The organism is Bacillus methanolicus PB1 (genome assembly GCF_000262755.1).
In the GTDB taxonomy this organism is placed as follows: Bacteria; Bacillota; Bacilli; order Bacillales; family Cytobacillaceae; genus Bacillus_Z; species Bacillus_Z methanolicus.
Genome location: NZ_AFEU01000002.1, coordinates 636,173 through 661,352 on the forward strand (window position 1 = coordinate 636,173; position 25,180 = coordinate 661,352).

General features: G+C 40.8%; 22 protein-coding genes, 1 pseudogene and 1 riboswitch. Of the genes and pseudogenes, 20 read left to right on the forward strand and 3 right to left on the reverse strand.

Annotated elements, in window-relative coordinates; all coding sequences use genetic code 11:
- Positions 1–2: 2 nt before the first annotated feature.
- Positions 3–1,076, reverse strand: a complete 1,074-nt coding sequence (locus tag PB1_RS08200) for a hypothetical protein (protein ID WP_003351839.1) — start codon at positions 1,074–1,076, stop codon at positions 3–5.
- 274 nt (positions 1,077–1,350) lie between these two features.
- A riboswitch (cyclic di-GMP riboswitch) is annotated at positions 1,351–1,442 on the forward strand.
- A gap of 161 nt (positions 1,443–1,603) precedes the next feature.
- Between PB1_RS08200 and PB1_RS08205 the strand changes: the two genes are divergently transcribed.
- The 3 genes and pseudogenes from PB1_RS08205 to PB1_RS16955 form a co-directional block, all read left to right on the forward strand.
- A complete protein-coding gene (locus PB1_RS08205) occupies positions 1,604–1,831 on the forward strand; it encodes a hypothetical protein (protein WP_003351840.1) in 228 nt (75 codons plus the stop codon).
- A gap of 232 nt (positions 1,832–2,063) precedes the next feature.
- Entirely contained in the window at positions 2,064–2,597 is a 534-nt protein-coding gene (locus tag PB1_RS08210) for a helix-turn-helix domain-containing protein (protein ID WP_162139922.1), read from the forward strand.
- Positions 2,598–3,849: 1,252 nt separating this feature from the next.
- Positions 3,850–4,113: pseudogene (locus PB1_RS16955) on the forward strand (alpha-amylase); the annotation flags it as partial.
- 127 nt (positions 4,114–4,240) lie between these two features.
- On the opposite strand, the gene PB1_RS08220 reads toward PB1_RS16955, so the two are convergent.
- Positions 4,241–5,047, reverse strand: coding sequence for a hypothetical protein (locus PB1_RS08220; RefSeq protein WP_003351844.1), 807 nt, complete (start codon positions 5,045–5,047; stop codon positions 4,241–4,243).
- A 312-nt stretch (positions 5,048–5,359) separates the two neighbouring features.
- On the opposite strand from PB1_RS08220, the gene galE reads away from it, so the two are divergent.
- From galE to PB1_RS17450, 4 genes are all read left to right on the forward strand, one after another.
- Positions 5,360–6,331, forward strand: a complete 972-nt coding sequence (galE, locus tag PB1_RS08225; RefSeq protein WP_003351846.1) for a UDP-glucose 4-epimerase GalE — start codon at positions 5,360–5,362, stop codon at positions 6,329–6,331.
- A gap of 670 nt (positions 6,332–7,001) precedes the next feature.
- Positions 7,002–7,904, forward strand: coding sequence for an Ig-like domain-containing protein (locus tag PB1_RS16565; RefSeq protein WP_003351847.1), 903 nt, complete (start codon positions 7,002–7,004; stop codon positions 7,902–7,904).
- A 421-nt stretch (positions 7,905–8,325) separates the two neighbouring features.
- On the forward strand, positions 8,326–8,838 hold the full coding sequence (locus tag PB1_RS08235; RefSeq protein ID WP_003351848.1) for a hypothetical protein: 513 nt from the start codon (positions 8,326–8,328) through the stop codon (positions 8,836–8,838).
- A gap of 96 nt (positions 8,839–8,934) precedes the next feature.
- Complete coding sequence (locus tag PB1_RS17450; protein WP_003351849.1) at positions 8,935–9,096, forward strand: hypothetical protein; 162 nt, start codon at positions 8,935–8,937, stop codon at positions 9,094–9,096.
- A gap of 150 nt (positions 9,097–9,246) precedes the next feature.
- Here PB1_RS17450 and PB1_RS08240 read toward each other — a convergent pair whose 3' ends face one another.
- A complete protein-coding gene (locus PB1_RS08240) occupies positions 9,247–9,591 on the reverse strand; it encodes a hypothetical protein (protein WP_003351850.1) in 345 nt (114 codons plus the stop codon).
- 472 nt (positions 9,592–10,063) lie between these two features.
- Between PB1_RS08240 and PB1_RS08245 the strand changes: the two genes are divergently transcribed.
- From PB1_RS08245 to PB1_RS08305, 13 genes are all read left to right on the forward strand, one after another.
- On the forward strand, positions 10,064–14,782 hold the full coding sequence (locus tag PB1_RS08245; protein WP_003351852.1) for a phosphodiester glycosidase family protein: 4,719 nt from the start codon (positions 10,064–10,066) through the stop codon (positions 14,780–14,782).
- Between the two features lie 455 nt (positions 14,783–15,237).
- The gene (gene urtA / locus PB1_RS08250) at positions 15,238–16,494 is read left to right on the forward strand and encodes an urea ABC transporter substrate-binding protein (RefSeq protein ID WP_003351855.1); all 1,257 of its coding nucleotides are present in this window, start codon (positions 15,238–15,240) and stop codon (positions 16,492–16,494) included.
- 67 nt (positions 16,495–16,561) lie between these two features.
- A complete protein-coding gene (gene urtB, locus PB1_RS08255) occupies positions 16,562–17,461 on the forward strand; it encodes an urea ABC transporter permease subunit UrtB (protein WP_003351856.1) in 900 nt (299 codons plus the stop codon).
- Positions 17,462–17,474: 13 nt separating this feature from the next.
- Positions 17,475–18,530, forward strand: a complete 1,056-nt coding sequence (gene urtC, locus PB1_RS08260; RefSeq protein ID WP_003351857.1) for an urea ABC transporter permease subunit UrtC — start codon at positions 17,475–17,477, stop codon at positions 18,528–18,530.
- The gene (urtD, locus tag PB1_RS08265) at positions 18,505–19,254 is read left to right on the forward strand and encodes an urea ABC transporter ATP-binding protein UrtD (RefSeq protein WP_003351858.1); all 750 of its coding nucleotides are present in this window, start codon (positions 18,505–18,507) and stop codon (positions 19,252–19,254) included. The genes urtC and urtD overlap by 26 nt, the downstream gene beginning before the upstream one ends.
- Positions 19,248–19,949 (forward strand): urea ABC transporter ATP-binding subunit UrtE, encoded by a 702-nt coding sequence (urtE, locus tag PB1_RS08270; protein WP_003351859.1) that lies wholly within the window; start codon positions 19,248–19,250, stop codon positions 19,947–19,949. The genes urtD and urtE overlap by 7 nt, the downstream gene beginning before the upstream one ends.
- A 25-nt stretch (positions 19,950–19,974) precedes the next feature.
- Positions 19,975–20,277 (forward strand): urease subunit gamma, encoded by a 303-nt coding sequence (locus PB1_RS08275; protein WP_003351860.1) that lies wholly within the window; start codon positions 19,975–19,977, stop codon positions 20,275–20,277.
- Positions 20,278–20,548: 271 nt separating this feature from the next.
- Positions 20,549–20,875: an urease subunit beta gene (locus PB1_RS08280; RefSeq protein ID WP_003351861.1), complete on the forward strand. Its 327-nt coding sequence runs from the start codon at positions 20,549–20,551 to the stop codon at positions 20,873–20,875.
- Between the two features lie 4 nt (positions 20,876–20,879).
- Complete coding sequence (gene ureC, locus PB1_RS08285; protein WP_003351863.1) at positions 20,880–22,589, forward strand: urease subunit alpha; 1,710 nt, start codon at positions 20,880–20,882, stop codon at positions 22,587–22,589.
- Positions 22,590–22,601: 12 nt separating this feature from the next.
- Positions 22,602–23,051, forward strand: coding sequence for an urease accessory protein UreE (ureE, locus tag PB1_RS08290; RefSeq protein ID WP_003351864.1), 450 nt, complete (start codon positions 22,602–22,604; stop codon positions 23,049–23,051).
- Positions 23,044–23,715 carry an urease accessory protein UreF gene (locus tag PB1_RS08295; protein ID WP_003351865.1) on the forward strand — a complete coding sequence of 224 codons (672 nt, stop codon included), beginning with the start codon at positions 23,044–23,046 and terminating at the stop codon, positions 23,713–23,715. The genes ureE and PB1_RS08295 overlap by 8 nt, the downstream gene beginning before the upstream one ends.
- A 26-nt stretch (positions 23,716–23,741) precedes the next feature.
- Complete coding sequence (gene ureG, locus PB1_RS08300; RefSeq protein ID WP_003351866.1) at positions 23,742–24,356, forward strand: urease accessory protein UreG; 615 nt, start codon at positions 23,742–23,744, stop codon at positions 24,354–24,356.
- Positions 24,353–25,168 carry an urease accessory protein UreD gene (locus PB1_RS08305; RefSeq protein WP_003351867.1) on the forward strand — a complete coding sequence of 272 codons (816 nt, stop codon included), beginning with the start codon at positions 24,353–24,355 and terminating at the stop codon, positions 25,166–25,168. Before ureG ends, PB1_RS08305 begins: the two co-directional genes overlap by 4 nt.
- The last annotated feature ends 12 nt before the right edge of the window (positions 25,169–25,180 follow it).

Sequence of the window (25,180 nt, forward strand, 5' to 3'; positions counted from 1 at the left end):
CGTTATCCGTGACTTTTACTTTGGTATACGTTAAGAAAAAAAGGAGCATCCTTCGGCGGTGGCGAAGGGGGAGCATTAACCCATTGATTGCGATACACATGTGCTCGATCAACATATGGCTGAATGAGTTTCAAATTCCAATACTTTTCCAATTCGAGCCATTTTTCACCGAAGCTAACTGTGCTTTGGCTATGGCCGGTCCGGTCTTTTGTTGACCCTCCTGGAATTTTAGTGTTTTGCGGGGAGTTAACAACCTGAATGTCTCTTAGATATCTTTCCTGACGAGAAGGTGTTTTCTCTTTACCTTTTGATTTTGATTCGTCAGTGAATGAAGTCTTTTGGAAACCACCTTCATTTTTCAATATAGACTGGTGTAATTTTTCATTATCTAACTTTTGAAACATTTTCGTATATTGATGTTTGGTTTTCTCCCCAGAATCAATGTTAAGTAAGGACTTTGCAGAAGGTTTTTCAACTTCATTCGTTATAGAATGAATGCCTTTTTTATCGGATTGAGGCTTCTTCTGCTTTGTTTGTCCTTTGTCTACCCCCTGTTTAACTTCCACTTTTTCAGGAATGGTATTATTAACGGCCTTTTCAGTCCTTTTTACAGTAGACTGTAAAGTTTTTCGAGCTTTTACGCTTGCCTGATTTGGCACTTGTACTGCCTTACGGGCTTTTACGCTTGCCTGATTTGGCACTTGTACTGCCTTACGGGCTTTTACGCTTGCCTGATTTGGCACTTGTATTGCCTTACGGGCCTTTTCGCTCGCCTGATCTGGCACTCGTATTATCTTTTGAGGTGATTTTTCAGGCTTCACTTGTTGAGAATGATTGGTCGAAGCCTGATTTTGCACAGCTTCATTCTCGGTTTTTAGCTTAGAATTTGCCTGAACGCGTCCATTTACTTTAGATGATTCTAGACTTTGCGAATTTTTAACCACCTCAACAGCTTTACTGCTTTGAGAATCTGGCTTTTGAGCCAGCTCGGCCTTATCAGCAAACGCGCCTGTTGGAAAAAACAAGGCCGTTCCTGCAATTATTAAACCTTTTACAAATAAATCCCGGAAGTGCATGATTTCACCTCCTTTCAAAGAAATTGTTCTTTAATCGGTTCTTAGATAATATTCATCAGCTTTCGGCATTTTTTGTCCGTTAAAAATTTTCTAAAAAGGAATCATTCTTTTCTCCTACACAATCTTACTTTTATTAATCAAACGTTTGATTAAATACAAATTTAAACAAAAAACACAATCTTATAGGTCCAAATATGTAAAAAAGTAAATTTTTTGTTAAAAAAGGTAGAATATTGTTGAAATGATAATCATATAGTTTTAGTATTAAAGTAACAAATGTTAAGGGCAAACTTATCGAAAGATAGGGACGCAAAGCCACGAGTCTAAGGCACTTAGCTTAGGTGCTATGACAGTCGGGTTGCCAAAAAGATCGGATTATTTATCAATAAGTTAAAGGATTCTTCCTTTAACATTTTGTCCGCCAATCTTTTTGGGCGGACTTTTTTCATATTCACCTAAGAAAGGAATGTAGAAAAAGAAACAATAAGGAAAGTATAAAGATCAGAAACGGAAAGGATGAGATCCTGATGACTGTTCTATTTGGTTCGGTAGAGTTTTTTGAAAGAGAAATGCTGGAATACGCAAAAAAAGAACATTTTACGAAAAATTCTATAATGACAAAATACTTAAGTTTGAAACATGAATTGCTATATGATTTTATTTGTGATGAAAAGTTAAGAATACAATGTTTGAAAAACCTTTCCATAGCATTTCAGAAGCTTCTAGATCAAGATTATGAATACCAAATTGTGTGATTTTTGCACATAGCAGGTCCTTCCTTATTTTTCCTTTCTGCAATCAACAAGTAATAATTGAAGTTTCTCCGACATCGATTTCCCATTATCTCGTATAAGTTTGCTTTAAAACAGTTCTTCATCAGAATAACAATGAAGTTGCAAGAGCAATGAGGAAATTTAATGCATAGAAAGGAAGATTTACAAATTTACTATGCTTTCAAAAAATGAACTGAGTTACATAGAAGACAATTTGGGCAGACATTCTTTAAAATCGATAGCAAAAAAACTGGGACGGCAGCCAAAGTCTCTCGAAATTGCCTTAATTAGAAAAAGGGGAACATCCAACACAAAAATCAGTACGGGGATGGTTACAGCGGGAGAATTGGCGAAAACATTGCAAATTGACCGAAACACGGTTGTCGGCTGGATCAATCGGCACGGATTGCCTTTTATCCAAAGAGTGACAAGATATAAAAAGAAATTTACGTTTATTGATATCGAAGAGTTTTGGAAGTGGGCCTATGAGAATAAAGATAGAATCGATTTTTCAAAATTGCCCGCCAACTCTCTGCCTCCTGAGCCGGAATGGGTAAAGGAAGAGCGAAAACGAAAAAAGAATGTACGAAATTACAGAAGCTGGACAATCCAGGAAGAAAAACAATTAATAGAATTAGCTGCAAACGGAAAAACTTTTCAAGAAATAGCTAGTATCTTAAATAGATCAACGCTTTCAATAGAGAAAAAATATCGCAGGTTAAAAGCGTATAAAAGGGATTTAAGATGACTGAACTTTACCTATTTACAAGCGAACTATTCGTAGACTTTAACTTATAATTGAAAAAGTTAAAATGGCATGCGCTCTTAGGCGTTTGCCATTTATTTTTGATGAAGACTGATCCCCTTCATGAACCACTGGCTGTGATTACAGTATAAAATATGATCGTGTAACATGTCGTTTCTTGCGCGTTTTGATCATAAAAAATAAATCTAGCAAAATGATTATAGAGTTTGCCGGTTCCTTCGTGTCAAAATGACGGATTGCACTGCAATTTTATATAAATTTAATGCAATTTTTCAAAAAAAGAGCAGTTTTTAACTTGTAGACAAGGGATTTACTCGATCTGTTTCATGATCAATGGGAGGTTATGAGCCTTTAATTTGATAAATGAGCCTTCATTTTCAATTATGAGCCCTCGTTTGGAAAAATGAGCCGTTATTTCATTTTATGAGCCCCCGTTTTGATAAATGAGCCGCTATTCATTTTATAAGCCTTCATTCTGATATATGAGCCTTCGATCCCATTTATGAGCTTTCACTCCAAATTTGAATAGAGAAATAAGCCTCATAACTTTGTGAGAAGAAGTCATCCTATATTCCTAATTTTCAATTTTCTGTATTTTTAGAATAAAAAAGCAGGAGTATCATTCCAATCCCAAGAATATCAAATAATGAGGAGGGGAAGAGAGATTAAAAAATCTAAGCTTTTTTATTTTGTATTGTTGTTAGCCGCTGTAAGTTTCTTCACTGTAAAGCCGTTCACTGAGAAAGCTTCTGCGAGTGGACATGACAGTTACCTGCCTGACACAACAAAATTATTAAAGTATGCCCATTCTGAAGGATCTAGTACTCAAGAGTTTAGCCATGCCAAAGACGGGAAGTACATATGGAAAGGTATATACTCGTATGGCGGTGATCAGTATTTCACAAAGTATTACAAAGAGGACAAATCAGGTCTAATAATTGGAAACCTTGATCATGAAAAATTCTTTTTCATGAATCTAGCATATCCAGTCAAGGTTGGGACAACTTGGTCGTATACGGATTATGAGGGGAAGAAAATCACTTGTAAAATTTCTTCCGTAACAAAAACGATAAAAATAAGAGCTGGGGCATTCAAAAATGTCGTGGAAGTGAAGGAAAGTAATGGTACGTATCGTTACTTTGCAAAAAATGTTGGTTTGATCAAGGTTTATCGGCCTAATGCGATATTTGATGCTGATTATCTAGAATTAGTTTCTATTAAGACTAAAATAACTGTATTGTGGGGAAATTCGGAATTAAAGAAAGGTCAAATAGGAAGAATCACCGTTCAGAAGCCTATTAATTTATGGAAGCGAGACAAAGATCATCGGTTACAGTTTGTAAGAATCTTAAAGCCTTTCGAGCAATATCGCGTCTATACATATGACCAACAAAACGGCGGTCAATACGGATTGGGCGCGGGTTACTCCGTCACAAAAATGCCGACCCACATAAAATATAAAACACCATCAAAACAACTGCTAGACAAATTAAAATAGGTATTAAGTAGGGGCCAGGCCCCTACTTAATACCTATGACTTCAGGCATTCCCGCTGCATAAGGGGTCACTTCATATTCGAAAAGCTTGATGACAATACAATTCGAAGTGAAATAGATAACTTCTTATTAGTACAATTTGTATAATTCATATACTATTCTCCCTTTACTATCTAAAGCACGAATAAGCCCAATACCTTCAGCATAATAATCGACATAACCAAAAGAACTTTTAATCTCAATAACATTTGTAAATGTTCCTGCAGGTGTTTTTACAGTTTTTGATAAAGACGTAACTGTTAACTCTTCTACAGGATCACCTTCGTATACGAAATACTCCCACTTTTTGTTAAGGGTTAAAGGAAGAGGGATTTCTAATATGATTTCTGAGTTTTGAACTCCAAAAGCCATACCCGTTTTATCTTCACGATAAGCATAATAATCTTTTTCTCCGTTATCTCTCGAAACTGTCCAAAGGTCCCATTTATCAGAATCTGTTCCTGTATAATGCCAGGTTTCTTTAACATTTTCATAAAAATTGTTATACACATAGGTTTTTTTGGGGTTTAGCTTTAATCCTTTCGTAATAACTCTCAGTTTTGATAACATTTGCTTTGATGGAGTTTGATACTTGACTGCAGAAGATTTCTTTATGTATCTGTTCCCGCCTACACCGTATAAATTATTTTTAAAAGTATATACACCAATTTCCTGTCCTTTTTTTGCTTTTGCTGCAACTGTTAAATTTCCATTTTTCCCTTTTGAATAGATGTTCGTATCCTGTAAAATGATCAGCTTGCCAATCATTCCTTTTTTTAAATACATCTTTCCCCATTTCACTTGGTTAATAGTAGAAGCATTCACAGTAGTATGAATGGGGGCAGATACAACTAACAATGCCAGTAGTAATGCTATTAATCTAGCTGCCTTCTTCATTTTGATCATCCTCCTTTTTATGTGAAAATAATTGCCTGAAAATTTTATCATATATTTCACCTTTAATCGAACAAAAATTTTTCGACAAAATGTTAGTTACCTAGAAATCGTAAGAGACATTGTCCAAACATTTGACCACTCCCTCAAGCTTGGAAAGAATAATCCGATATAGAGAAGACATATATTTTTGGTACGAATTTAGTAGAATGAGAAGGAGACCGGGGATCGGTCAGATAATTAGTATATTGTTTACCAATCTTAATTAGTGCATCTGTTTTGTTTTCATAAAGGCCTTTGTTAGGAGGATTTTCTATGATTTTAGTCGTTGGCGGCGCCGGTTATATCGGCAGCCATTTAGTAAAAGAGTTAGTTGAAAAAGAGCAAGTTATCGTACTTGATAACTTATCGACTGGCCATCGATATTTAGTCGATGAGCGTGCGGTATTTATTCAAGGAGATTTAGGGAACCGGGCCGATCTTGATGCGATTTTTGAAAAATACCCGATTAAAGCCGTCATGCATTTTGCGGCGAACAGCTTAGTCGGCGAATCGGTGGTTAATCCACTCAAATATTATCAAAATAATGTTGCGGCCACGTTAACGTTACTGGAGACAATGTTGAAATTTAACGTAAAAAATTTCATCTTCTCATCAACAGCAGCGACATATGGGATTCCGAATGCTGAATTAATTACTGAAGATTACCCAACAAATCCAATCAATCCATACGGCCGTTCAAAGTTAATAGTTGAGCAAATATTGGCGGACTTTGCTGCGGCGTATGGTCTTAACTATGTCGTGCTTCGTTATTTCAACGCAGCTGGAGCGCACAAGTCGGCGGAGATTGGCGAAGACCATCACCCGGAAACGCATTTAATTCCGATTGTTTTACAGCACTTGTTAGGCCACCGCGAGAAAATTTCTGTCTTTGGTGTGGATTATGATACACCGGACGGGACATGTATTCGTGACTACATCCATGTCACCGACCTTGCGCGTGCACATATTCTCGCGTTGGAATCTATCCTTAACGGCAAAAAGAAAACCTCGGTCTACAACCTCGGCAACGGCTTGGGCTATTCCGTCAAAGAAGTCATTGATACGTGCGAAAAAATAACCGGCCGTAAAGCTGTTATCGAATACACCGACCGCCGTCCGGGCGACCCGGCCCGCCTTGTCGCCTCATCGCAAAAAATTTACGAAGAACTTGGCTGGAAAGCGGAATATTCACTTGAAAAAATTATCTCAAGTGCATGGAAATGGCATAGACGGAACGTGAAATAAATATAAAGCCTCCTGCTGTACTAGTTTTAGCAGGATGCTGAATTATTTTAAGTGATTATATGAAAAAACAAATGGCTTTCGTGGGCTCTGGCCTTCTATGGTATGGGCTCATTTAATTACATTAGAATCCTCTGTATTTATCGGGGATCATACCTAAAAAGTTTTCAATCATATCTTTGATGTTCAGCCATCAGAAGCAACAGTCGATTACCAACACGGTTTTTCGTTCTCATGGAATATTGTTGCCCGTAAATCTCACCATCTTTTTAGCTTTTGGTATCCTTTTCTTGTCTGGAAAGCGCTGGGAGCGTGGAGGTTTGCAACTGTTTGAATTTGCAGGAACTTATTAGTATTAAGTCAAAAATTTCAAGAGTTCTCAAATTGGTATTTTGATAGAAAAATTTAATTAACAAAATACTCTGATTATTAATTTCCAACGATACCTATATTAGATCGCTTTTTTGGGGTGAAATTGGCAGTTATTAAGTGGAAGTAATATTTGTGGAATTTTGTAAAACAAACAATGATTTTCTTCTAATTACAAGTATTGTAAAATAGTAATTATTGATCTATTAGGAAAAAGGTGATAAGCCAAAAGGTAATTAAGTTTTTGAATTTAGTATGGTACATAAACAACCAATCTTATAATGTTCTATTAGGGGGAAATTTTATGAGAAGCGGTAAAAAGAAATTTTCTTTTTTCTTTTGGATTGCTCTTATTTTCACGATCTCATTTGTAAAAACGAATACGGCATCCGCCAGTTCGCCGATTGACCTGCCCTTCGGTACATCAGTTTCTGGATACATTACTGATACTGATGGTCAACAAGTCTACAAGATAAATTTAAAGCAAGCTGGGAGAGTTACAGTTAAACTCGACTCTTATATAACTGGGGTGTATATAGAACTGGAAGATTCAGAGGGAAATGAAGTATTTAGGCAATATGTTTTTGAAGGTAATCCGGAAAATCCGGCAAAATGGTCAGGCTGGGAGGATCTTCAAGCAGGGACATATTATATTAAAGTTTATAAAAGCTCTTCTACGGGAAAATACACACTCAGCGTCCAATCCCCTGATTTGTTGCCTGCACCACCAACTGTAAATTTAGTAAGTAATAAGAGCAAGTCGGTGACAGGAAAAACGGTGCCAAATGGAGCGGTTTCTGTAAAAATCAACTCGAATGTATATACCGGCAAAAGCGACAGCAAAGGAGTCTTCAGTGTTAGTATTCCGGTGCAAAAAGCTGGTACGAAGCTGTATGTAACAGTGAAAGATAAATCTGGTTTTACGAGCAAAGCGAGAGTTGTGGTGGTAGCGGACAGAATTCCACCTGCTGCACCAAGTGTTAACACTATTACCAGCAAATCCAAAACGATCACCGGAAAAGCGGAAGCAAACTCCACGGTCATAGCATATTCGGGGAGCCAAAAAATCGGAAGCGCCAATGCGGATAAGTATGGAAAATATACGATTAAAATAACACCTAAAAAAACAGGGACATCTATTAAAGTGATTGCTGTTGACGGATCCGGAAATAAGAGTGCTGGAAAAGTTTTAAAAGTAAAAAAGTAAATAAATCGTAATTCGGTTGGGGATCTGATTCTGACTTCTATATATTGAAAAACTAAAGGAACTGGTCCTCATTCAGTAAAGATGATGGAATCATGGTCTAAGCGGCTTTGGTTCCTTTTTTCTTCATCTTTTTGGTTTCTATTAAAAAAATGGAAAAATATGATTTTAAGAATCTTTACTTCTCCCAAACAGTTAACAAGACTTAAAGAATGATGTGGAGTCTCTCTGCCACTTCCAAAAACTTAAGGTATGAGTATGATTCGACTAAGAGTAAATGGTTTGAATAAAAGAGAATTTTATAAGAATGAAATAAACCTGCTGGAATGGCAGGTTTATTTAAAGATATTTCGGTAAATTATTAATCAAACGTTTGATTAAATACTTAGGAATGAGAGTACTGGACTCTAGAGGAACTATTAACTTGATTAGCTCTCCAATCGAACTGCCGGGGACAAAGATAACTACAAAAGACCTGTTCGGCGATCTAGATACCGGCACCCCGGGAATTAGTTTAGGAAACTTGCGTGCTGCATTTTCCACAGAGCCTATTATAATTACTGGTGTTCTAGTAGGTTCAGGAGGTGGTCAAAGTTCTGTGATTACCATTACTATTAATCTGGGAGCAAGTGCAGAAGCAATAACAACGTTCACTAATAAATATGGAACGATTACAAAAAAGGGTAATGATAAAATAGAAGTAGTTATTAATGAAGACAAATTAGGTACTACTATAGGACAAATTGAGGAAACAACAAATGTTGATTTTACTCAAATACTAATCTCTTTTGCTTCGTCTGCTTCTCCTGAAGATGCTCTACTACTTAATAAATTGATTAATAATCAATTAGGAAAAGATCTTGAGGAAGTAAAATTAGGAGAATTGGCAGGAAGAACTTTCCAAGCAAACGGCTTTACAGTAGAATTTAAGAAATAAGCAGCTAAGATGTAGAGAAGAAAACTCATTTTAAAAGGGGCAGCACATGCTGTCTCTTTTTTTGTAAAGTAGAAAAATCACTTTGGATTCTTTGCGGTGTCTTTCAGCGATTTTCTCGTAAAAAAAACCGACCATTTAATGGGAAGAGACCCGGATGCTCGCCGCGGCGAAAACCTTGAAGGGCAATATGTCGTGTTATCAGGCAACCAGACGGGTGCGCTTATGGCTTTTTATCACAAAAGTAAGCGAAAGGGTTGAAGAATAACCGGGAAAAAGATAAATAAATATCTTAAATTTTGTTTGAAGATAAAATGGAGTGAATCATACAAAAAGGAAAGGGGTTGAGTGCAATGCTATTTGGATATTATTGAACTTTGCCTTTCAAATATTTTCATGGTGTTAAGCACCTTATTCAAGCCCCATAGTTTTTTGAATTCTGCGGATATCCACTCTGTTTTTCCAGCTCTCTTCTTTTAAGATTTCAATACTAACTTCGATATCTTTGATCTGATTTCTTTTCTCGCCAAAATCTTTGGCATTTTGAAGTTTTAATTCACTTATTTCAGCCTTTGGAGCCTCTTGTCCAGACCTTAAAGCTTTTAAAATACGCCCGTGTTCTTTCAAAGTTTCTCCATGTTCTTCTAAAATCGCACTGTGTTCATTCAAAATCGCACTATGCTCGTCTAACTTCTTAGACTGATCATCAAGTTTTTCATTAATTTGCTGAAGAATTTGTAAAATCTGCTTTTCCAATTAGTTTCTCTCCTTTCACCGTTTCTTTTATTTTATCATTTTAAAGATTTTATATCTATTTCCATTTTCACTTATTTCTTTCCTAGCATCTTCTGTTTGCAAAAATGAGCTGTCGTTTACAAAAATGATCCTTCATTCTGATAAATGAGCCGTCGATCAAATTTATGAGTTTTCATTCTAATATATAAAAAAAGATCGGGATCGCAGTTTTTTCATTATGCTGCAGAGAAATCCTAGAATCCATAAGCAGGTTAGTCGGTTAACCACTTCCCTAAAACTCTGGCAATTCGATTAAAACAGAAAACCCTTTCAAACCTCCTCTCAATTAATATCTTTGAAATCTCAACTTTACCAGTCCCATAAAAACCTAAAATATACAATTTTCAAACTATTTTTACATCTATCTTCAATATTCTTAACACTATATTGATATTTTTTATAAGTGAAAGAGCAGGGAGAAGGAGTGGAGAAAATGTTGAAATTCATGAGGTATGCCTGCAAAAAGTTTATGGCTGGACTGCTTGCATTCCTGCTGGTTTTTTTGAATGTCGGAAATAATTTCGTGATATCAGAAGCCAGAGCACAATCAGACATTTCTTTGACAAATGGAGATATTCAAAAGCAGTCTACGGTTAATATTGCACCGGGTGTGCAGCAGACGAAGTTGCTGGTCAGCACGAAAAAAGGACCTTTAAAGATTTATAACATGAATATTGATCCTGCAAATCAATATGTAGAATTTGAAGCAGGTCTGCCAAATGGCAAACTTGCCGGTTTTCAAACGGTAAGAAAGCAAGCTGAGTTGATCAGTCGGCCTGGTTATGAAGTAGTGGGGGGCATTAACGCCGACTTTTTTAACACATCAAACGGAATTCCTATTGAAGCTGTTGTTCACGATGGAAAAGTCATTCGAAGCAATAGCAACCGGAGTATCGTTGGGATTTTAAAAAGCGGCGAAGTGAAGATCGGGCAGCTTCGTATGCAGATCCAAATGGAAGTGACTCCACTAGCTAAGCCCGAAGTTTCAAGAAATACTGCACAGCAAACTTTTGCCATTAACGGCATTAACAGAGAGCGAGATGTAAACGGCATTATATTATTTACGCCTGATTATGACACATCTACATATACAAATAATCTTGGTACGGAAGTGATTTTAGAGGGAATCAGTGGTTTTCTGAAACCTCAGGGGGAAATTACAGCAAAGGTAAAAGAAGTTTTGACAGATCGAGGGAATAATAAGCTTGAAGAAGGGCAGATGGTACTATCAGGGGCCGGCAGCGGAAAAGAAGTTTTAGATCAACTGGCGCCCGGAGATCAAATTACCTTTCGGACAACGGTTAATGCTCCGTGGGATCAGCTTGAAGAAGCCGTAGGAGGATACCATCTTCTTGTTCAAAATGGACAGCCGGCCGTTTTTTCAGACCCTTACCCTCATCCGCGGACAGGAGTGGGAATTAAAGCGGACGGGTCGGTCTTTTTTACGGTAATTGACGGCAGACAGCCGGGTGTAAGTGAAGGCGTAACATTGACAGAGCTTGGCCAAATTATGAAAGATATGGGCGCAGTTGAAGCGATTAACCTGGATGGAGGAGGTTCGTCCACATTTGTGGCCCGCCAGCCGGGAGATTCGAATTTGAGTGTCGTAAATGTTCCATCAGATGGAAGCGAGCGCAATGTTTCCAATTCACTGCTGGTCGTGAGTACTGCCCCGAAAGGTGACTTAACTCATTTGACAGTTCTTCCTGAAGAAACGTCTATTTTTGCCGGTAGTCATACGACCTTCCAGGTAAAAGGCCAGGACCAATATTTTAACCCTTCGGAAATTATAGGTAATATCACCTGGTCAGTCGATAATGGACTTGGACAATTTGATGAAGCTGGCGTCTTTACAGCAGGAAATGCAGCTGCCTCCGGTAAAGTAACGGCTTCGGTAAACAACATTCAAGCTAGCACAAATGTGAAAGTAGTCGATAAACTGGACAGCCTTTCGATTTATCCGACCCAGCTTGCACTTGGTCAGGGAGAAACAGCCAAAATTCGAGCAGCGGTTTATGTGGACGGACAGCCAGTTATAGTTGATGAAGATGCTTTTTCGTATAGTGTTGAAGGGAACATTGGTACGATCGACGAAAAAGGAAATTTTCAGGCTGCTGCAGGCATTGCTTCCGGTAAAATAAAGGTTTCTATTGGGGGACTTGTTGGGGAAATAAAAGTCGACGTCGGCAAACCGCCGCTTATCCTTGAGGATTTCGAGGATGGAATTACCGGCTGGAATAAATCCGGTGCTCGCTTTAATAGCGTGAATATTAGTGAGGCATCCGAACCGGAGCCCGTCCGTTTTGGTGAAAAATCTTTGCGGATTGATTATGATTTCACAGGCCAAAAAGGAACTTCCGGGGCTTATGCATGGCCGGTCGAAGATATCGTATTGGAAGGTTATCCAGATAAAATCGGTATGTGGTTTTACGGAGCGAACGACGGCCACTGGATTCGCGCCCAAATGAAGGATGGAAATGGCGCGGCCTTTCCGATTGATTTTACGGATCAAACAACGGGTGTTGATTGGGAAGGCTGGAAATACATTGAGGCAGATATTCCAAAAGGAAAGCCAACACCATTAAAGTTAGATCTTGCTGTTCGGATTATGGAAACAAGTGATGCGAATAAGAATGCCGCCACTGTTTATGTAGACAATATTCGGGCTGTGTACGGAAAAACCAATGATGATTTAATCAATCCGACGCTAACGGATGCTTTTCCTGCAGATGGCAGCACGACACCCGCCTCCCAGCCGACAATCAGCGTAATGGCAAAAGATAACGATGGCGGTACAGGAATTGATCCATCTAAAACAAGGATGAAACTTGACGGTGAAGTCGTAACACATACGTATGATAAATCAACCGGAAAAATAAGCTATCAGCCTGATTCTTTCCTTTCAGGTGGATTCCATACCGTTTCAGTTCTCGTAAAAGATGGTTTTGAAAACCCGGCAGAAATGACATGGAGTTTCTTTATTTCAGCCGGTTCGCAGTTTTTACTTGAAGGGCCTAAGCAAGTTTATGCAGGAGAAGACTTTGATTTTCATCTTAAAATAAAGGGCTTAAAAGAGCTAAGCAAAGCACGGGCAATACTAAAGTTTGATCCAAACGTTATTCAGGTCATCGACCAGGATTCTAAAACAGAAGGTGTTCAAGTCAAGATCGGAACAAATTTGAAACCTGAAAATATCGAGACTTTAACCGTTAACAACGAAAAAGGGGAAATTACTTTAAATGCAGAAAAATTGGAAGAAAACACAGGTCTTCAAGCAACGGATACACTTATTACGGTTCCATTTAATATAAGGAAAACCGCTGTTGAGGACGTAAAGATCGAACTTCAGGGAGGGGAATTTACGTATATTCGCGGCGATGTAAAAAAATCCTTTCACCAGCCCTATGAAGCAAATATTCAATATAAATATTCTTTGGATATAAGTGGAGTTTCCGTTGGCTCCATTAGCAAAGTTAAAGTAATGGATGAATCCGGAAAATCGGTCAAGGATGCGGAAATTTATCTTCTTGCTCCTGAAACGTTAACGAAATATGCAAAAGTGACTGGCGATTCGCTGAAAGTCTATAAGAGTGCTGATCAAACATCAGCCGTTCTTACTGAACTTGCAAAAGATCAGAAGGTGTTTGTTGCTTCTGAATCAGCTGAATATACGGAAATTTATTTATCAAATGGACAAAAAGGGTATGTTGTGAAAGACCAACTCGAAATATCAGATCTCCCAAAACCGCTTGGAGCTACAAATAAAAAAGGGGAGTTATCAACTGATTTACTAACTTTGGCGGAACTGCCGTTTGTTCTTCAAGCAGAGAAAGATGGGCAAGTAAGCAGGGTAAAAGAATTCACGGTCGTACCGCAAATAGGCGGGAAAGCGCCGGAGCATATTAAATTGTCTTGGAAACTGAACTCAAAAACGACGCAAAGCATTACTTGGAGAACCAATCCCGGCGTTTCAGGAACGGTCGTTCAGTATGCACCGACAGAACAGTTTACCGATTTTAATGCCAAAAATGTTAAGGAAGCAAAAGGAGCGAGCAGGCTGTTAACAGACAAAGCAGGAGAGATGAGAATTCACGAAATCACACTTGATCATCTAAAGCCGGATACTTCTTATACGTATCGGGTCGGTGATGGAACGGAAGAGGGATGGTCAAAGGCTTACACGTTTAAAACGGAACCGAAAAAACCAGAATCATTCACATTCTTTTTTACAACGGACTCCCAAGCAAGCGACCTGAATGGAAACAAAATTTACGGCAAACTTTTAACAAAAGCCTTAGAATTATATCCGAATGCCCGCTTTGTTCTTCACGGCGGAGACATCGTTGATGACGCAGCAAAAATGGACCAATGGGAAAATTTCTTTGATTCTATAGAAGTAGTGACTCCTAAGATACCTCTACAACCTGTGCTTGGAAATCACGATGTCTACGGGGAAGGTGAAAATATCTTTAAATCGTTCTTCCAAAATCCGGAGAACGGACCTGCCGGAGAAGAAGAATGGGTTTATTCCTTTGATTATGGCAATGTTCATTTTGCGATGCTGAACTCAGAAGGCGGATCTGACTCCATGAAAGCTCAGGCAGAATGGCTGCGAAAGGATATGAAAAAATCGAAGAAACCGTGGAAAATCGTAATGTTCCACCGGGCACCTTATCACAGCAATCCGCTCCGCGGCGTGGATGCCACACGATCTATTTTCGCACCGGTTATTGAAGAGCTGGATATTGACTTAGCTTTAGTTGGACATGACCATGCTTATGCGAGAACATTTGCGATGAAAGGCGGACAGGCAGCAGAACCTGGTAAAGGCACCGTTTATGTCATCGGCGGTTCATCGGGTCCGAAATTTTATCCTGAGGAAAAATATGATTATTTTGAATTCTTGTATGGAGAAGATAAGCAAGTATTCACGGCTGTTCATGTAGAAAATGACAAATTGGTTGTCGAATCAAGGACGATTGACGGTGAGGTTATCGATGCTTTTGAACTTCTAAAAAAGGATCGCAAGGCACCTGCACCTGGAGAAAATAAGGACGAAAACGAAGAAAATCCAGGTAAGGATACAAAAAATGCGGTTGGAAATGGAGAAAATGAAAAAAATCGGGGTGAGGAAACAAAGGAAAATTTATAGAAAAAGGCTATGTTTTAACGTCGGAGCGAAGGGCCAGATGAGGCTGTCCCAAAAGTAGAACTTTTGGGCGGCTTTTTTTATATAAAATTATTAAACTATATAAATTAATGTAAGGTTATGAGCCTTCATTTCGAAAAATGAGCCGTCGTTTGCATTTATAAGCTTCTAGAGGAGGGGCCAGGCCCTTTACATTTTATTAATGTTATATTTTCTAACACAAAAATTCAAAAAATAATATAATTTTAGATTTCAGTCTTGTCTAATCGGGAAAATAATGTATAATGTTAATAAATATTACATATATACGTTATGTAATATTACATAAGAGAAAGGAGGAAAGAAAAAAAGCTTCTCACGGCCATGAGAAGCTTTCGCAAAGCCAGGCATCATATGTCCGATGGAATGCCTGAATCTGATTATATCAAAATAATTAGAATCTTGTAAGGAGTGTTTACATGAGGAGACTGGAATGGAAAACTTTTAAACTATTATTCTTGCTTTTATGCGGGCTTGTGCTTGCATTAAGCGGATGTGCAGCATCGTCTGCAGTCGATGACGCGAAGGAAAAGAAAAAAGAAACAAGTACATCGGAAACGGGCGACACAATTAAAGTCGGGATTCTTCATTCATTGAGCGGCACGATGGCCATTAGCGAGGTATCGTTGCGTGATGCAGAATTAATGGCAATTGAAGAGATTAATGAATCTGGCGGTCTGTTGGGGAAAAAAATTGAACCGGTGATTGAGGATGGTGCGTCAGATTGGCCGACATTTGCAGAAAAGGCGAAAAAACTCTTGCAGAAAGACAAAGTGGCAACGATTTTTGGAGGATGGACATCGGCAAGCCGAAAAGCCATGCTTCCTGTCGTAGAGCAAAATAATGGTCTGCTTTGGTACCCTGTACAGTACGAAGGAATGGAGCAATCACCAAATATTTTTTATACAGGTGCTACAACCAACCAGCAAATCGTCCCGGCGGTAAGTTGGCTTCTGGAAAACAAAGGAAAGAAATTTTTCTTGCTTGGCTCGGATTATGTGTTTCCGCGCACAGCAAATAAAATTATTAAAGCTCAATTAAAGGCAGAAGGCGGACAGTTGGCAGGCGAAGAGTACACACCGCTTGGCCATACGGATTACAGCACGATTATCAGCAAAATTAAAGAAGTGAAGCCGGATGTTGTGTTTAATACATTAAACGGAGACAGCAATGTCGCTTTCTTTAAGCAATTAAAAGATGCGGGGATTACGGCAAAAGATTTAACGGTTATGTCTGTCAGCATTGCAGAAGAAGAAATTCGCGGTATTGGCGGCGATGTATTGGCCGGCCATCTTGCCGTGTGGAATTATTTCCAGACTACGGATACACCGGAAAATAAAGTGTTTGTCGAAAAATATAAAAAGAAATACGGGAATGATCGAGTCACTGACGACCCGATTGAAGCAGCATATTTTGCCGTACATTTATGGGCGGAAGCAGTGAAGAAAGCAGGTTCGTTTGATGTCGATGAGGTGAAAAAAGCGGCGGATGGCATTGAGTATAAAGCGCCTGGCGGAACGGTGAAAATTGATGGAGAAACGCAGCATACATGGAAGATTGTGAGAATAGGAGAAATCCAGCCGGATGGACAGTTTAAGGAGCTATGGAATTCCGGAAAGGCGGTCAAGCCGGATCCTTACTTAAAAAGCTATCCATGGGCGAAAGATTTAAATTAAATGAAAAACATCAGTTGTGGAAAGGAGTTCAGGCTCCTTTCCATTTCCGGGAAAGGAGGAGGCTTTCTTGTCCGTAGTTATTACACAAATATTTAACGGATTGAGCTTAGGTTCGATTTTGCTTTTTGTTGCAATAGGGCTGGCGATTACCTTTGGGCTGATGGGTGTCATCAACATGGCGCATGGTGAGTTGATCATGGCGGGAGCGTACATGACGTACGTCGTTCAACAAATATTTGCCAAGTATGCGCCGCAATCCATGGAATATTATTTCTTCGCCGCCATTCCTGTTGCCTTTTTTGTTTCGGCACTCCTTGGCTGGGGATTGGAAAAAACATTAATCCGGCACTTATACCATCGGCCGTTGGATAGTTTATTGGCGACATGGGGAGTCAGCTTGATTTTGCAGCAAATCGCACGGTCGATTTTTGGTGCGCCAAATGTAGCGGTGCTTCCTCCAGGATGGTTGGATGGAGGAATTCACGTGGCGGGAATGGTCTTTCCTTACAAACGGCTGTTTATTTTCGCATTTGTCATCCTGTCCATTTTTGTTCTTTATATTTATTTAAACAAAACGCCGGCCGGCCGGAGAATGAGAGCGGTCACGTTAAACCGGGATATGGCTTCTTGCCTTGGGATTTCCACTCGAAAAGTCGATGCATATGCTTTTGCCATCGGTTCCGGCTTTGCCGGTTTGGCGGGCTGTGCGTTGACGCTGCTCGGTCCGATTGGTCCAACGATTGGAACGTATTATATTGTCGATGCGTTCATGGTTGTCATTTTAGGAGGGATAGGAAAACTGATCGGTACGGTGTTGGGAGCGTTTGGAATCGGAATAGTTAGTACGTTGATGGAGTATTCGACAAGTGCGACGATGGCAAAAGTAATTATTTTTGCACTTATTATCGCCTTTTTGCAATGGAAGCCTTCGGGGCTTGTCAGTGTAAGAACAAGATCACTTGATTAAGGGGGTGTCAAAGTTGATAAAAAAAGGCTGGCTTTATTGGCTGTTTTTTCTTGCTTTGTTTGCAGCACCGTTTTATTTAACCGAATTTCGCTTATCGCTGCTTGGAAAATTTCTCTGCTTTGCCATGATTGCGATAGGGATTTCTTTGATTTGGGGCTATACAGGGATTTTAAGTTTAGGCCATGGTGTGTACTTTGGTTTAGGTGCTTACTGTATGGCCATGTATTTAAAATTAGAGTCTTCGCATGGGCGGCTGCCTGATTTCATGGAGTGGAGCGGTGCAGCGCAGCTTCCATGGTTTTGGAAACCGTTTGAACATCCTCTTTTCGCTATTTCTTCAGCCATTATCATCCCGGTGCTGCTGGCAGCATTTCTGAGTTATTTTACGTTTAAAAATCGGATTAAAGGCGTCTATTTTTCTTTAATATCACAAGCTGTTGTTGTTGTGTTTGTTACATTGTTCATCGGAAAGCAGGAATGGACGGGAGGAACGAATGGATTAACGAATTTTTCCACTGTTTTCGGTTTTTCTTTATCTTCTCCTCTGACACAAATTATTCTTTACATGTTAACCGTTGTATTGCTTTTATTCATTTTCCTTTTCTCCCGTTGGTTGACGATGAGCCGGTTCGGCCGCGTGCTTGTCGCCATTCGGGATAGTGAAAACAGGGTCCGCTTTTTAGGTTTTAATCCAACAACGTACAAGGTGTTTGTCTATAGTCTTTCCGCGGCTTTTGCTGCGCTGGCGGGCGTCATGTTTGTTTTGCAAGTGGGACTTATTTCTCCGGCTATGATGGGAATTATTCCATCGATTGAAATGGTGTTATGGGTTGCCGTCGGAGGAAGGAGTTCGTTAATTGGGGCTGTTATAGGAGCTGTTGCCGTGAACAGTGCGAAAAGCTTTTTCAGCGAAAATTATCCTGATATATGGCTGCTGTTTTTAGGAGGATTATTTATCGGTATGGTCATGTTTTTGCCGAACGGACTTGCAGGTGTATATCAGTCTATTAGGCAAAGAAAAGAACAAAGGGAGAGAAGAACATATGAAGCCGGTTCTCATGTGTCGTGAAGTGTCGGTGGATTTTGACGGATTTCACGCATTGCAAGGGGCAAATCTTGAAGTTTATCCAAACGAAGTGCGATTTTTAATCGGACCAAACGGAGCGGGAAAAACGACGCTGCTTGATGTGATCTGTGGAAAAACAAGAGCGTCCGGCGGTAAAGTGTTATTTAACACACACGATATTACGAAAATGCCGGAGCACAAAATTGTGCGGCTTGGCATTTCGCGGAAATTTCAAAGCCCGTCGATTTTTCATCAGTTGACGGTGTGGGAGAATATGGAGCTCGCTTTAAAACAAGATCGTGGATTGTTTGCTGTTCTGTGGGGCAAGTTGTCGCGGGAAGAGCGGGATGCGATCACCTCACTGCTGCAGCGCATCCAATTATTCGATTATGCCGATCAAAAGGCCGGTTCTCTTTCACACGGCCAAAAACAGTGGCTGGAAATTGGAATGCAGCTTATTCAATTTCCTCAGCTGCTTCTGCTTGATGAACCGATTGCCGGAATGAGCGAAGCGGAGCGTGAACGGACAGGGGAATTGATCCATGAAATTGCGCGCACCTGTGCTGTCGTCATTGTGGAGCATGATATGGATTTTGTGCGGCGTTTTTCTAAACAAGTTACGGTCATGCATGAAGGGAAAGTATTATGTGAAGGGACAATGGAGGACATTCAGCAAAATGAAAAAGTTGTAGAAGTTTATTTAGGAAGGGAGGAGAAAGCGTGTTAAGCGTTCAAAACGTTGCAGCCGGATATGGACAAAGCGTCGTTTTAGAAAATGTAAGCATCCAAGTTTCAAAAGGTGCTGTTACAGCGGTGCTTGGGCGAAATGGCGTCGGAAAAACGACGCTTATTAAGAGCATCATCGGGTTAATTAAACCGATTGCCGGCACAATCGAGTGGGAGAATGAGGATATTACCTCATTGCCCCCTGAAGAGAAAGTAAGAAAAGGCATTGGCTATGTTCCCCAAGGAAGGGAAATCTTTTCTTCGTTGACAGTGGAAGAAAATTTATTGCTTGGGTTTGAGGCGCTTCCTAGGAAAGTCAACCAATCACAGATTTTAGAAGAAATATACGAGTTATTTCCTATATTAAAAGAAATGCTGCATCGAAAAGGGGGAGATTTAAGCGGCGGGCAGCAGCAGCAGCTTGCCATTGCCCGTGCGCTTATTGGCCAGCCTAAGTTGCTTTTGCTTGATGAACCGATGGAAGGAATTCAACCATCGATCGTACAGCTTATTCGTGATGTCATTGTAAAAATTGCAAAAGAAAAAAGGGTCGGCATTGTGCTTGTAGAGCATAGTTTGGATTTGGCTTTTTCATGCGCTGACTACTTTTATATTTTCGATCGCGGCGCCGTTGTCGAACATGGGCATGTCAGTGAAACGAATATAAATGACATTCAACAGTTTTTGATTGTTTAAAAAGGATAAGAAGGGAGGAGAGAAATTGAAATTAACCGCCCGCGAACAAGAGAAGCTGCTTATTGCAGTAGCTGCGGATGTCGCACGCCGCCGAAAAGAGAGGGGATTAAAGCTGAATTATCCTGAAGCAGTTGCTTTAATAACATTTGAAGTTTTGGAAGGGGCGCGCGATGGACGTACGGTGGCAGAGCTGATGCAATATGGGACAACGATTTTAACCCGTGAAGATGTGATGGAAGGAGTGCCGGAAATGATTGAAGACATCCAAGTGGAAGCGACATTTCCTGATGGCACGAAGCTCGTTACGGTTCATCAGCCGATTCGTTAAAGGTTGAGTCAAATGTTCAATAAAAACGCAGTATTAGGAGGGATATGTGCCAGCGAAAATAGGGGAAAAGCCGCAATCGCTTTAGACAAACACGTCAATGGTAGTGTCAAACGTTCTATAAAAACTCAGTATCGGAGGCATGTGCCCTAACGAAAGTAGAGAAAATGCCGCCGCAATCGCTCTTGACAAACACGTCAATGGTTTGTATTTCGAACCAACAAGGGTGAAGGGAACAAAAAGAAGGCAAAACGTCAATAGATGGAGGAGAATGATGATACCAGGGGAATATTTGTTAAAACAAGAAGCAATTGTTTGCAATCAACATAAACCGGTAACGAAAATCATTGTGAAAAATCGTGGGGACCGCCCCATCCAGGTTGGATCTCATTTTCATTTTTTTGAAGTGAATTCGTTTCTTGAATTTCCCCGCCAAGCTGCGTACGGGAAGCATTTAAATATTCCGGCAGGAACAGCGGTGCGTTTTGAACCCGGGGATGCAAAGCAAGTGGAGCTTGTTCCTTTTTCGGGGGAACGTTGTGTTTACGGATTGAATAATTTTGTCAATGGCCCGCTTGATGATAACAAGAAAGGGGAGTGATTTTGTGAGTTTTCAAATGCCGCGAAAACAATATGCGGATATGTTTGGACCGACAACAGGAGATTGTGTCCGTTTAGCGGATACTGATTTATGGATTGAGATTGAACAGGACTTTACGGTCTATGGCGATGAAGTGAAATTCGGCGGAGGAAAAGTCATTCGCGACGGAATGGGGCAGCACCCGCTTGCCACGCGTTCTGAATCAGTGGATTTAGTGCTGACGAATGCCATTATTTTGGACTATACCGGAATCTATAAAGCAGATATCGGTATTAAAGACGGCAAGATTGCTGCCATCGGGAAAGCGGGCAATCCGCTGTTGATGGATGGAGTCAATATGATCATCGGAGCGGCGACAGAAGTTATCGCAGCTGAAGGAAAAATTGTCACCGCAGGAGGAATAGATGCCCATATTCATTTTATTTGTCCGCAGCAAATCGAAACGGCATTGTCATCGGGGATTACAACGATGATCGGAGGAGGAACCGGGCCTGCAACGGGAACGAATGCGACGACGTGTACTCCCGGGGAATGGAACATCCACCGTATGCTGGAATCTGTTGAAGCATTTCCGGTGAATTTTGGTTTTTTAGGGAAAGGGAATGCATCGGCGAAAGAGCCGTTAGCAGAGCAAATCCGCGCAGGAGCCATTGGCTTGAAGCTTCATGAAGACTGGGGGACAACAGCGGCGGCCATTGATGCGAGTTTGCAAGCCGCGGACGAATATGATGTGCAAGTGGCGATTCATACCGATACATTGAATGAAGGAGGATTTGTCGAAGATACGCTGCGGGCGATCAACGGGCGCGTCATTCACACATATCATACGGAAGGAGCGGGCGGGGGACATGCGCCGGATATTATTAAAGCAGCAAGTTTTCCAAATATATTGCCTTCATCCACAAATCCGACGCGGCCTTATACGAAAAATACGTTGGATGAGCATTTAGACATGTTGATGGTTTGTCATCATTTAGACCCGTCTGTTCCCGAAGATCTTGCATTTGCTGATTCCCGCATCCGAAAAGAAACGATTGCGGCGGAAGATATTCTCCAAGATTTAGGCGTTTTCAGCATGATCAGTTCCGATTCGCAAGCGATGGGACGCGTCGGGGAAGTGATTTTGCGAACATGGCAGACAGCGGATAAGATGAAAAAGCAATTTGGAAGACTGCCGGATGAGACAGGCAGCGGCGATAATTTCCGCGTAAAGCGTTACATTGCCAAATATACGATTAATCCGGCCCTTACCCATGGAATTGCGAAGCACGTCGGATCGGTCGAAGTGGGCAAATTGGCCGATTTAGTCGTTTGGCATCCTGCATTTTTCGGCGTAAAACCGGAACTTGTTTTAAAAGGGGGAATGATTGCCTATAGCGTTATGGGAGATCCGAATGCGAGCATTCCGACTCCGCAGCCGGTCATGTATCGGCCGATGTTTGCAAGTTATGGGAAAGCCTTATATAACACTTCGATTACATTTGTATCGAAAGCAGCTTTTGAGCTCGGAATCCCGCAGAAATTGAATTTGCAAAAAATCATTCAACCGGCAGAGAACATTCGAAGCTTGACGAAAAATGATATGGTGTATAACAATGCGATGCCAACAATTGATGTCGACCCGCAAACGTACGAGGTAAAAGTCGACGGTGCCGTTATTACGTGTGAACCGGCCGAAGTTGTTCCAATGGCGCAGCGATATTTCTTATTTTGAGGTGAGAAAAAAATGATTGTCGAACAAATAGTCGGAAATATTGGAATGTTGGACCAATTGCCTCCGCATATGGAACGGGTGCATTTAAGTAGCGATGATTTAGTCAAACGAATTCAACGCGTTGTCACGGATCATGGCAGAGAATTAGGAATTCGTTTAAAAGAATCAAAGGAATTAACCGATGGCGATATCTTGTTTATGGATCAAAAAAATGTGATTGTTGTGAGTGTGCTGCCTGATGATTTGCTTGTCATTCGTCCTGCATCAATGAAACAGATGGGAGAAATTGCGCATCAGCTCGGAAATCGTCATTTGCCTGCTCAATTCGAAGGGGAGGAAATGCTCGTTCAATATGACTACTTGGTCGAAGAGCAGCTAAAACAATTGCATATTCCGTATCAGCGGGAAAAACGAAAAGTAAAACAAGCATTTCGACATATCGGTCATCGCCATGATGGATAAGCTGCTGCCTTTATTGCAGCTGTGCGATTCGAACTTTCCTTCCGGAGCATTTTCCCATTCCTTTGGATTTGAAACGTATATTTCCAATGAAAAGATCAATAGCTATGAAACGTTTCGAGATGCGCTCTGTGCTTATATACAAACGCAGCTGACGTATACCGATGGATTGGCGTGCCGGTTAACGTACGATTTTTTAGAGGAAAAATCGAAAGAGGATGTATGGCGGTTAAATGACATGCTGGCGGCGCTTTGCCCGGCGAGAGAAACGAGAGAAGGAACGCGGATGATCGGGGAACGAATGTGGAAAATCTGCCGCGAAATCTATCCTTTGGATAGATGGAATGATGAGAAAAAGAAACGCAGGTATATGCATCCTGCTGTTGTTTTCGCCATCATTTGCTATCATTTGGAAATTCCGAAAGATACGGCGGTTTTATCGCATTTATATACTTCTGTCCAAGCTCTTGTTCAAAATGCGGTCCGCGGCATTCCGCTCGGCCAGACCGATGGGCAGCGGCTGCTCGTTTTCGTACAGCCGCATTTGAAAAAAGCGGTGCAGAAGATCCATACGTTGACGGAAGAGGAATTAGGAGCGGCAGCACCGGGATTGGAAATCGCGCAAATGCAGCATGAACGGCTTTCTGTTCGCTTATTTATGTCTTAATTTTTTGAAAAGGAGATGAAATGGAAATGGAACCGGTAAGAATAGGAATCGGCGGACCGGTCGGCGCCGGAAAGACGATACTTGTAGAAAAACTTACCCGGGCGCTGCACCGCAAATTCAGCTTGGCAGTCGTAACAAATGATATTTATACAAAAGAAGATGCGCAGTTTCTTGTGAAACATAGTGTGCTGCCGGAAGACCGGATTATTGGCGTGGAGACCGGAGGATGTCCGCATACTGCCATTCGCGAGGATGCTTCGATGAATTTTGCGGCGATTGACGAGTTAAAAGAACGTTACCCGGATGTAGAAATTATTTTTATCGAAAGCGGCGGCGATAATTTGGCCGCCACATTCAGTCCGGAGCTCGTTGATTTTTCGATTTATGTGATTGATGTAGCGCAGGGGGAAAAAATTCCGCGCAAAGGCGGGCAGGGAATGATTAAATCCGACTTGCTGGTGATTAATAAAATCGACCTCGCCCCTTATGTAGGGGCAAGTTTGGAAGTGATGGAGCGGGATGCAAAATCGGCGCGCGGAACAAAACCGGTTATTTTCACCAATTTAAAAGAAGAAATCGGATTAGCGGAAGTAGTGGAGTGGATGAACAAACAAGTGATGCTGGCAGGGTTGGCAGAATGAGCTGGTCAGGGCTGCTGCGGTGTACGGCAATGGAGAAAAACGGCCGTACGGTTATTTCCGATAGCTATTATGAGGGAGCTTTTAAGTTGACCAGGCCGATCTACCTTTATCCTTCTCACCCGGCGATTTACTTGATTCATGTAGGAGGAGGGTATGTAGACGGAGACCGGTACAAGTCGGAAATCACGCTGCAAGGAGGAGCACATCTGATTGCCACCACGCAATCGGCAACAAAAATATATAAGACAGTCAAGGAGCCGGTGCAGCAATATACAGTGTTTTCCCTTGATGATCAAAGCGTGCTCGAATTTTTTCCCGACCCGGTCATTGCTTATGAAAGGGCTCAATTTTATCAAGAAACGACCGTTTATATGAAAGAAAGCTCTACATTCATTTATGGGGATATTATGACGCCGGGGTGGTCAGAAAGCGGCGATCTGTTTCGCTACGATTGGATTCGTTCGAAATTAAAGCTTTATTATGAAGGCAATTTAATGTTGTTTGATCATCTCTATTTAGAACCGGGCACAGGGATGGAAGGAATTATGCGAATGGAAGGATATACTCATGTTGGTTCTCTTTTTGTGATCAGTCCTTTTATTACAAAAGATTTTCTTCAAAAATTTGAAAGGATGACAGCGCGTGTTCCTGATTCTGTTCACCTTGGATGGTCAACCCCTATTATTCCCGGATTGATTGTTCGTGTTTTAGCTCACGAAACGTATGTAATTGAAACGATTTTTCAAATGATTCATCAGTTTGTGCGCGAAGAATGCTTTCGCGAAGAACCTGTTTTTTTGCGAAAGTACTAAGAGTAAGGAGAT

Excerpts from the sequence above, each read along its gene's own strand:
- urtD (WP_003351858.1), top strand. The coding sequence starts at position 18,505 with ATGAAGCCGGTTCTCATGTGTCGTGAAGTGTCGGTGGATTTTGACGGA.
- PB1_RS08245 (WP_003351852.1), top strand. The coding sequence starts at position 10,064 with ATGTTGAAATTCATGAGGTATGCCTGCAAAAAGTTTATGGCTGGACTG.
- urtA (WP_003351855.1), top strand. The coding sequence starts at position 15,238 with ATGAGGAGACTGGAATGGAAAACTTTTAAACTATTATTCTTGCTTTTA.
- PB1_RS08280 (WP_003351861.1), top strand. The coding sequence starts at position 20,549 with ATGATACCAGGGGAATATTTGTTAAAACAAGAAGCAATTGTTTGCAAT.
- PB1_RS08295 (WP_003351865.1), top strand. The coding sequence starts at position 23,044 with ATGGATAAGCTGCTGCCTTTATTGCAGCTGTGCGATTCGAACTTTCCT.
- PB1_RS08220 (WP_003351844.1), bottom strand. The coding sequence starts at position 5,047 with ATGAAGAAGGCAGCTAGATTAATAGCATTACTACTGGCATTGTTAGTT.
- PB1_RS08200 (WP_003351839.1), bottom strand. The coding sequence starts at position 1,076 with ATGCACTTCCGGGATTTATTTGTAAAAGGTTTAATAATTGCAGGAACG.
- PB1_RS08305 (WP_003351867.1), top strand. The coding sequence starts at position 24,353 with ATGAGCTGGTCAGGGCTGCTGCGGTGTACGGCAATGGAGAAAAACGGC.
- PB1_RS08205 (WP_003351840.1), top strand. The coding sequence starts at position 1,604 with ATGACTGTTCTATTTGGTTCGGTAGAGTTTTTTGAAAGAGAAATGCTG.
- ureE (WP_003351864.1), top strand. The coding sequence starts at position 22,602 with ATGATTGTCGAACAAATAGTCGGAAATATTGGAATGTTGGACCAATTG.
- PB1_RS16565 (WP_003351847.1), top strand. The coding sequence starts at position 7,002 with ATGAGAAGCGGTAAAAAGAAATTTTCTTTTTTCTTTTGGATTGCTCTT.
- galE (WP_003351846.1), top strand. The coding sequence starts at position 5,360 with ATGATTTTAGTCGTTGGCGGCGCCGGTTATATCGGCAGCCATTTAGTA.
- ureG (WP_003351866.1), top strand. The coding sequence starts at position 23,742 with ATGGAACCGGTAAGAATAGGAATCGGCGGACCGGTCGGCGCCGGAAAG.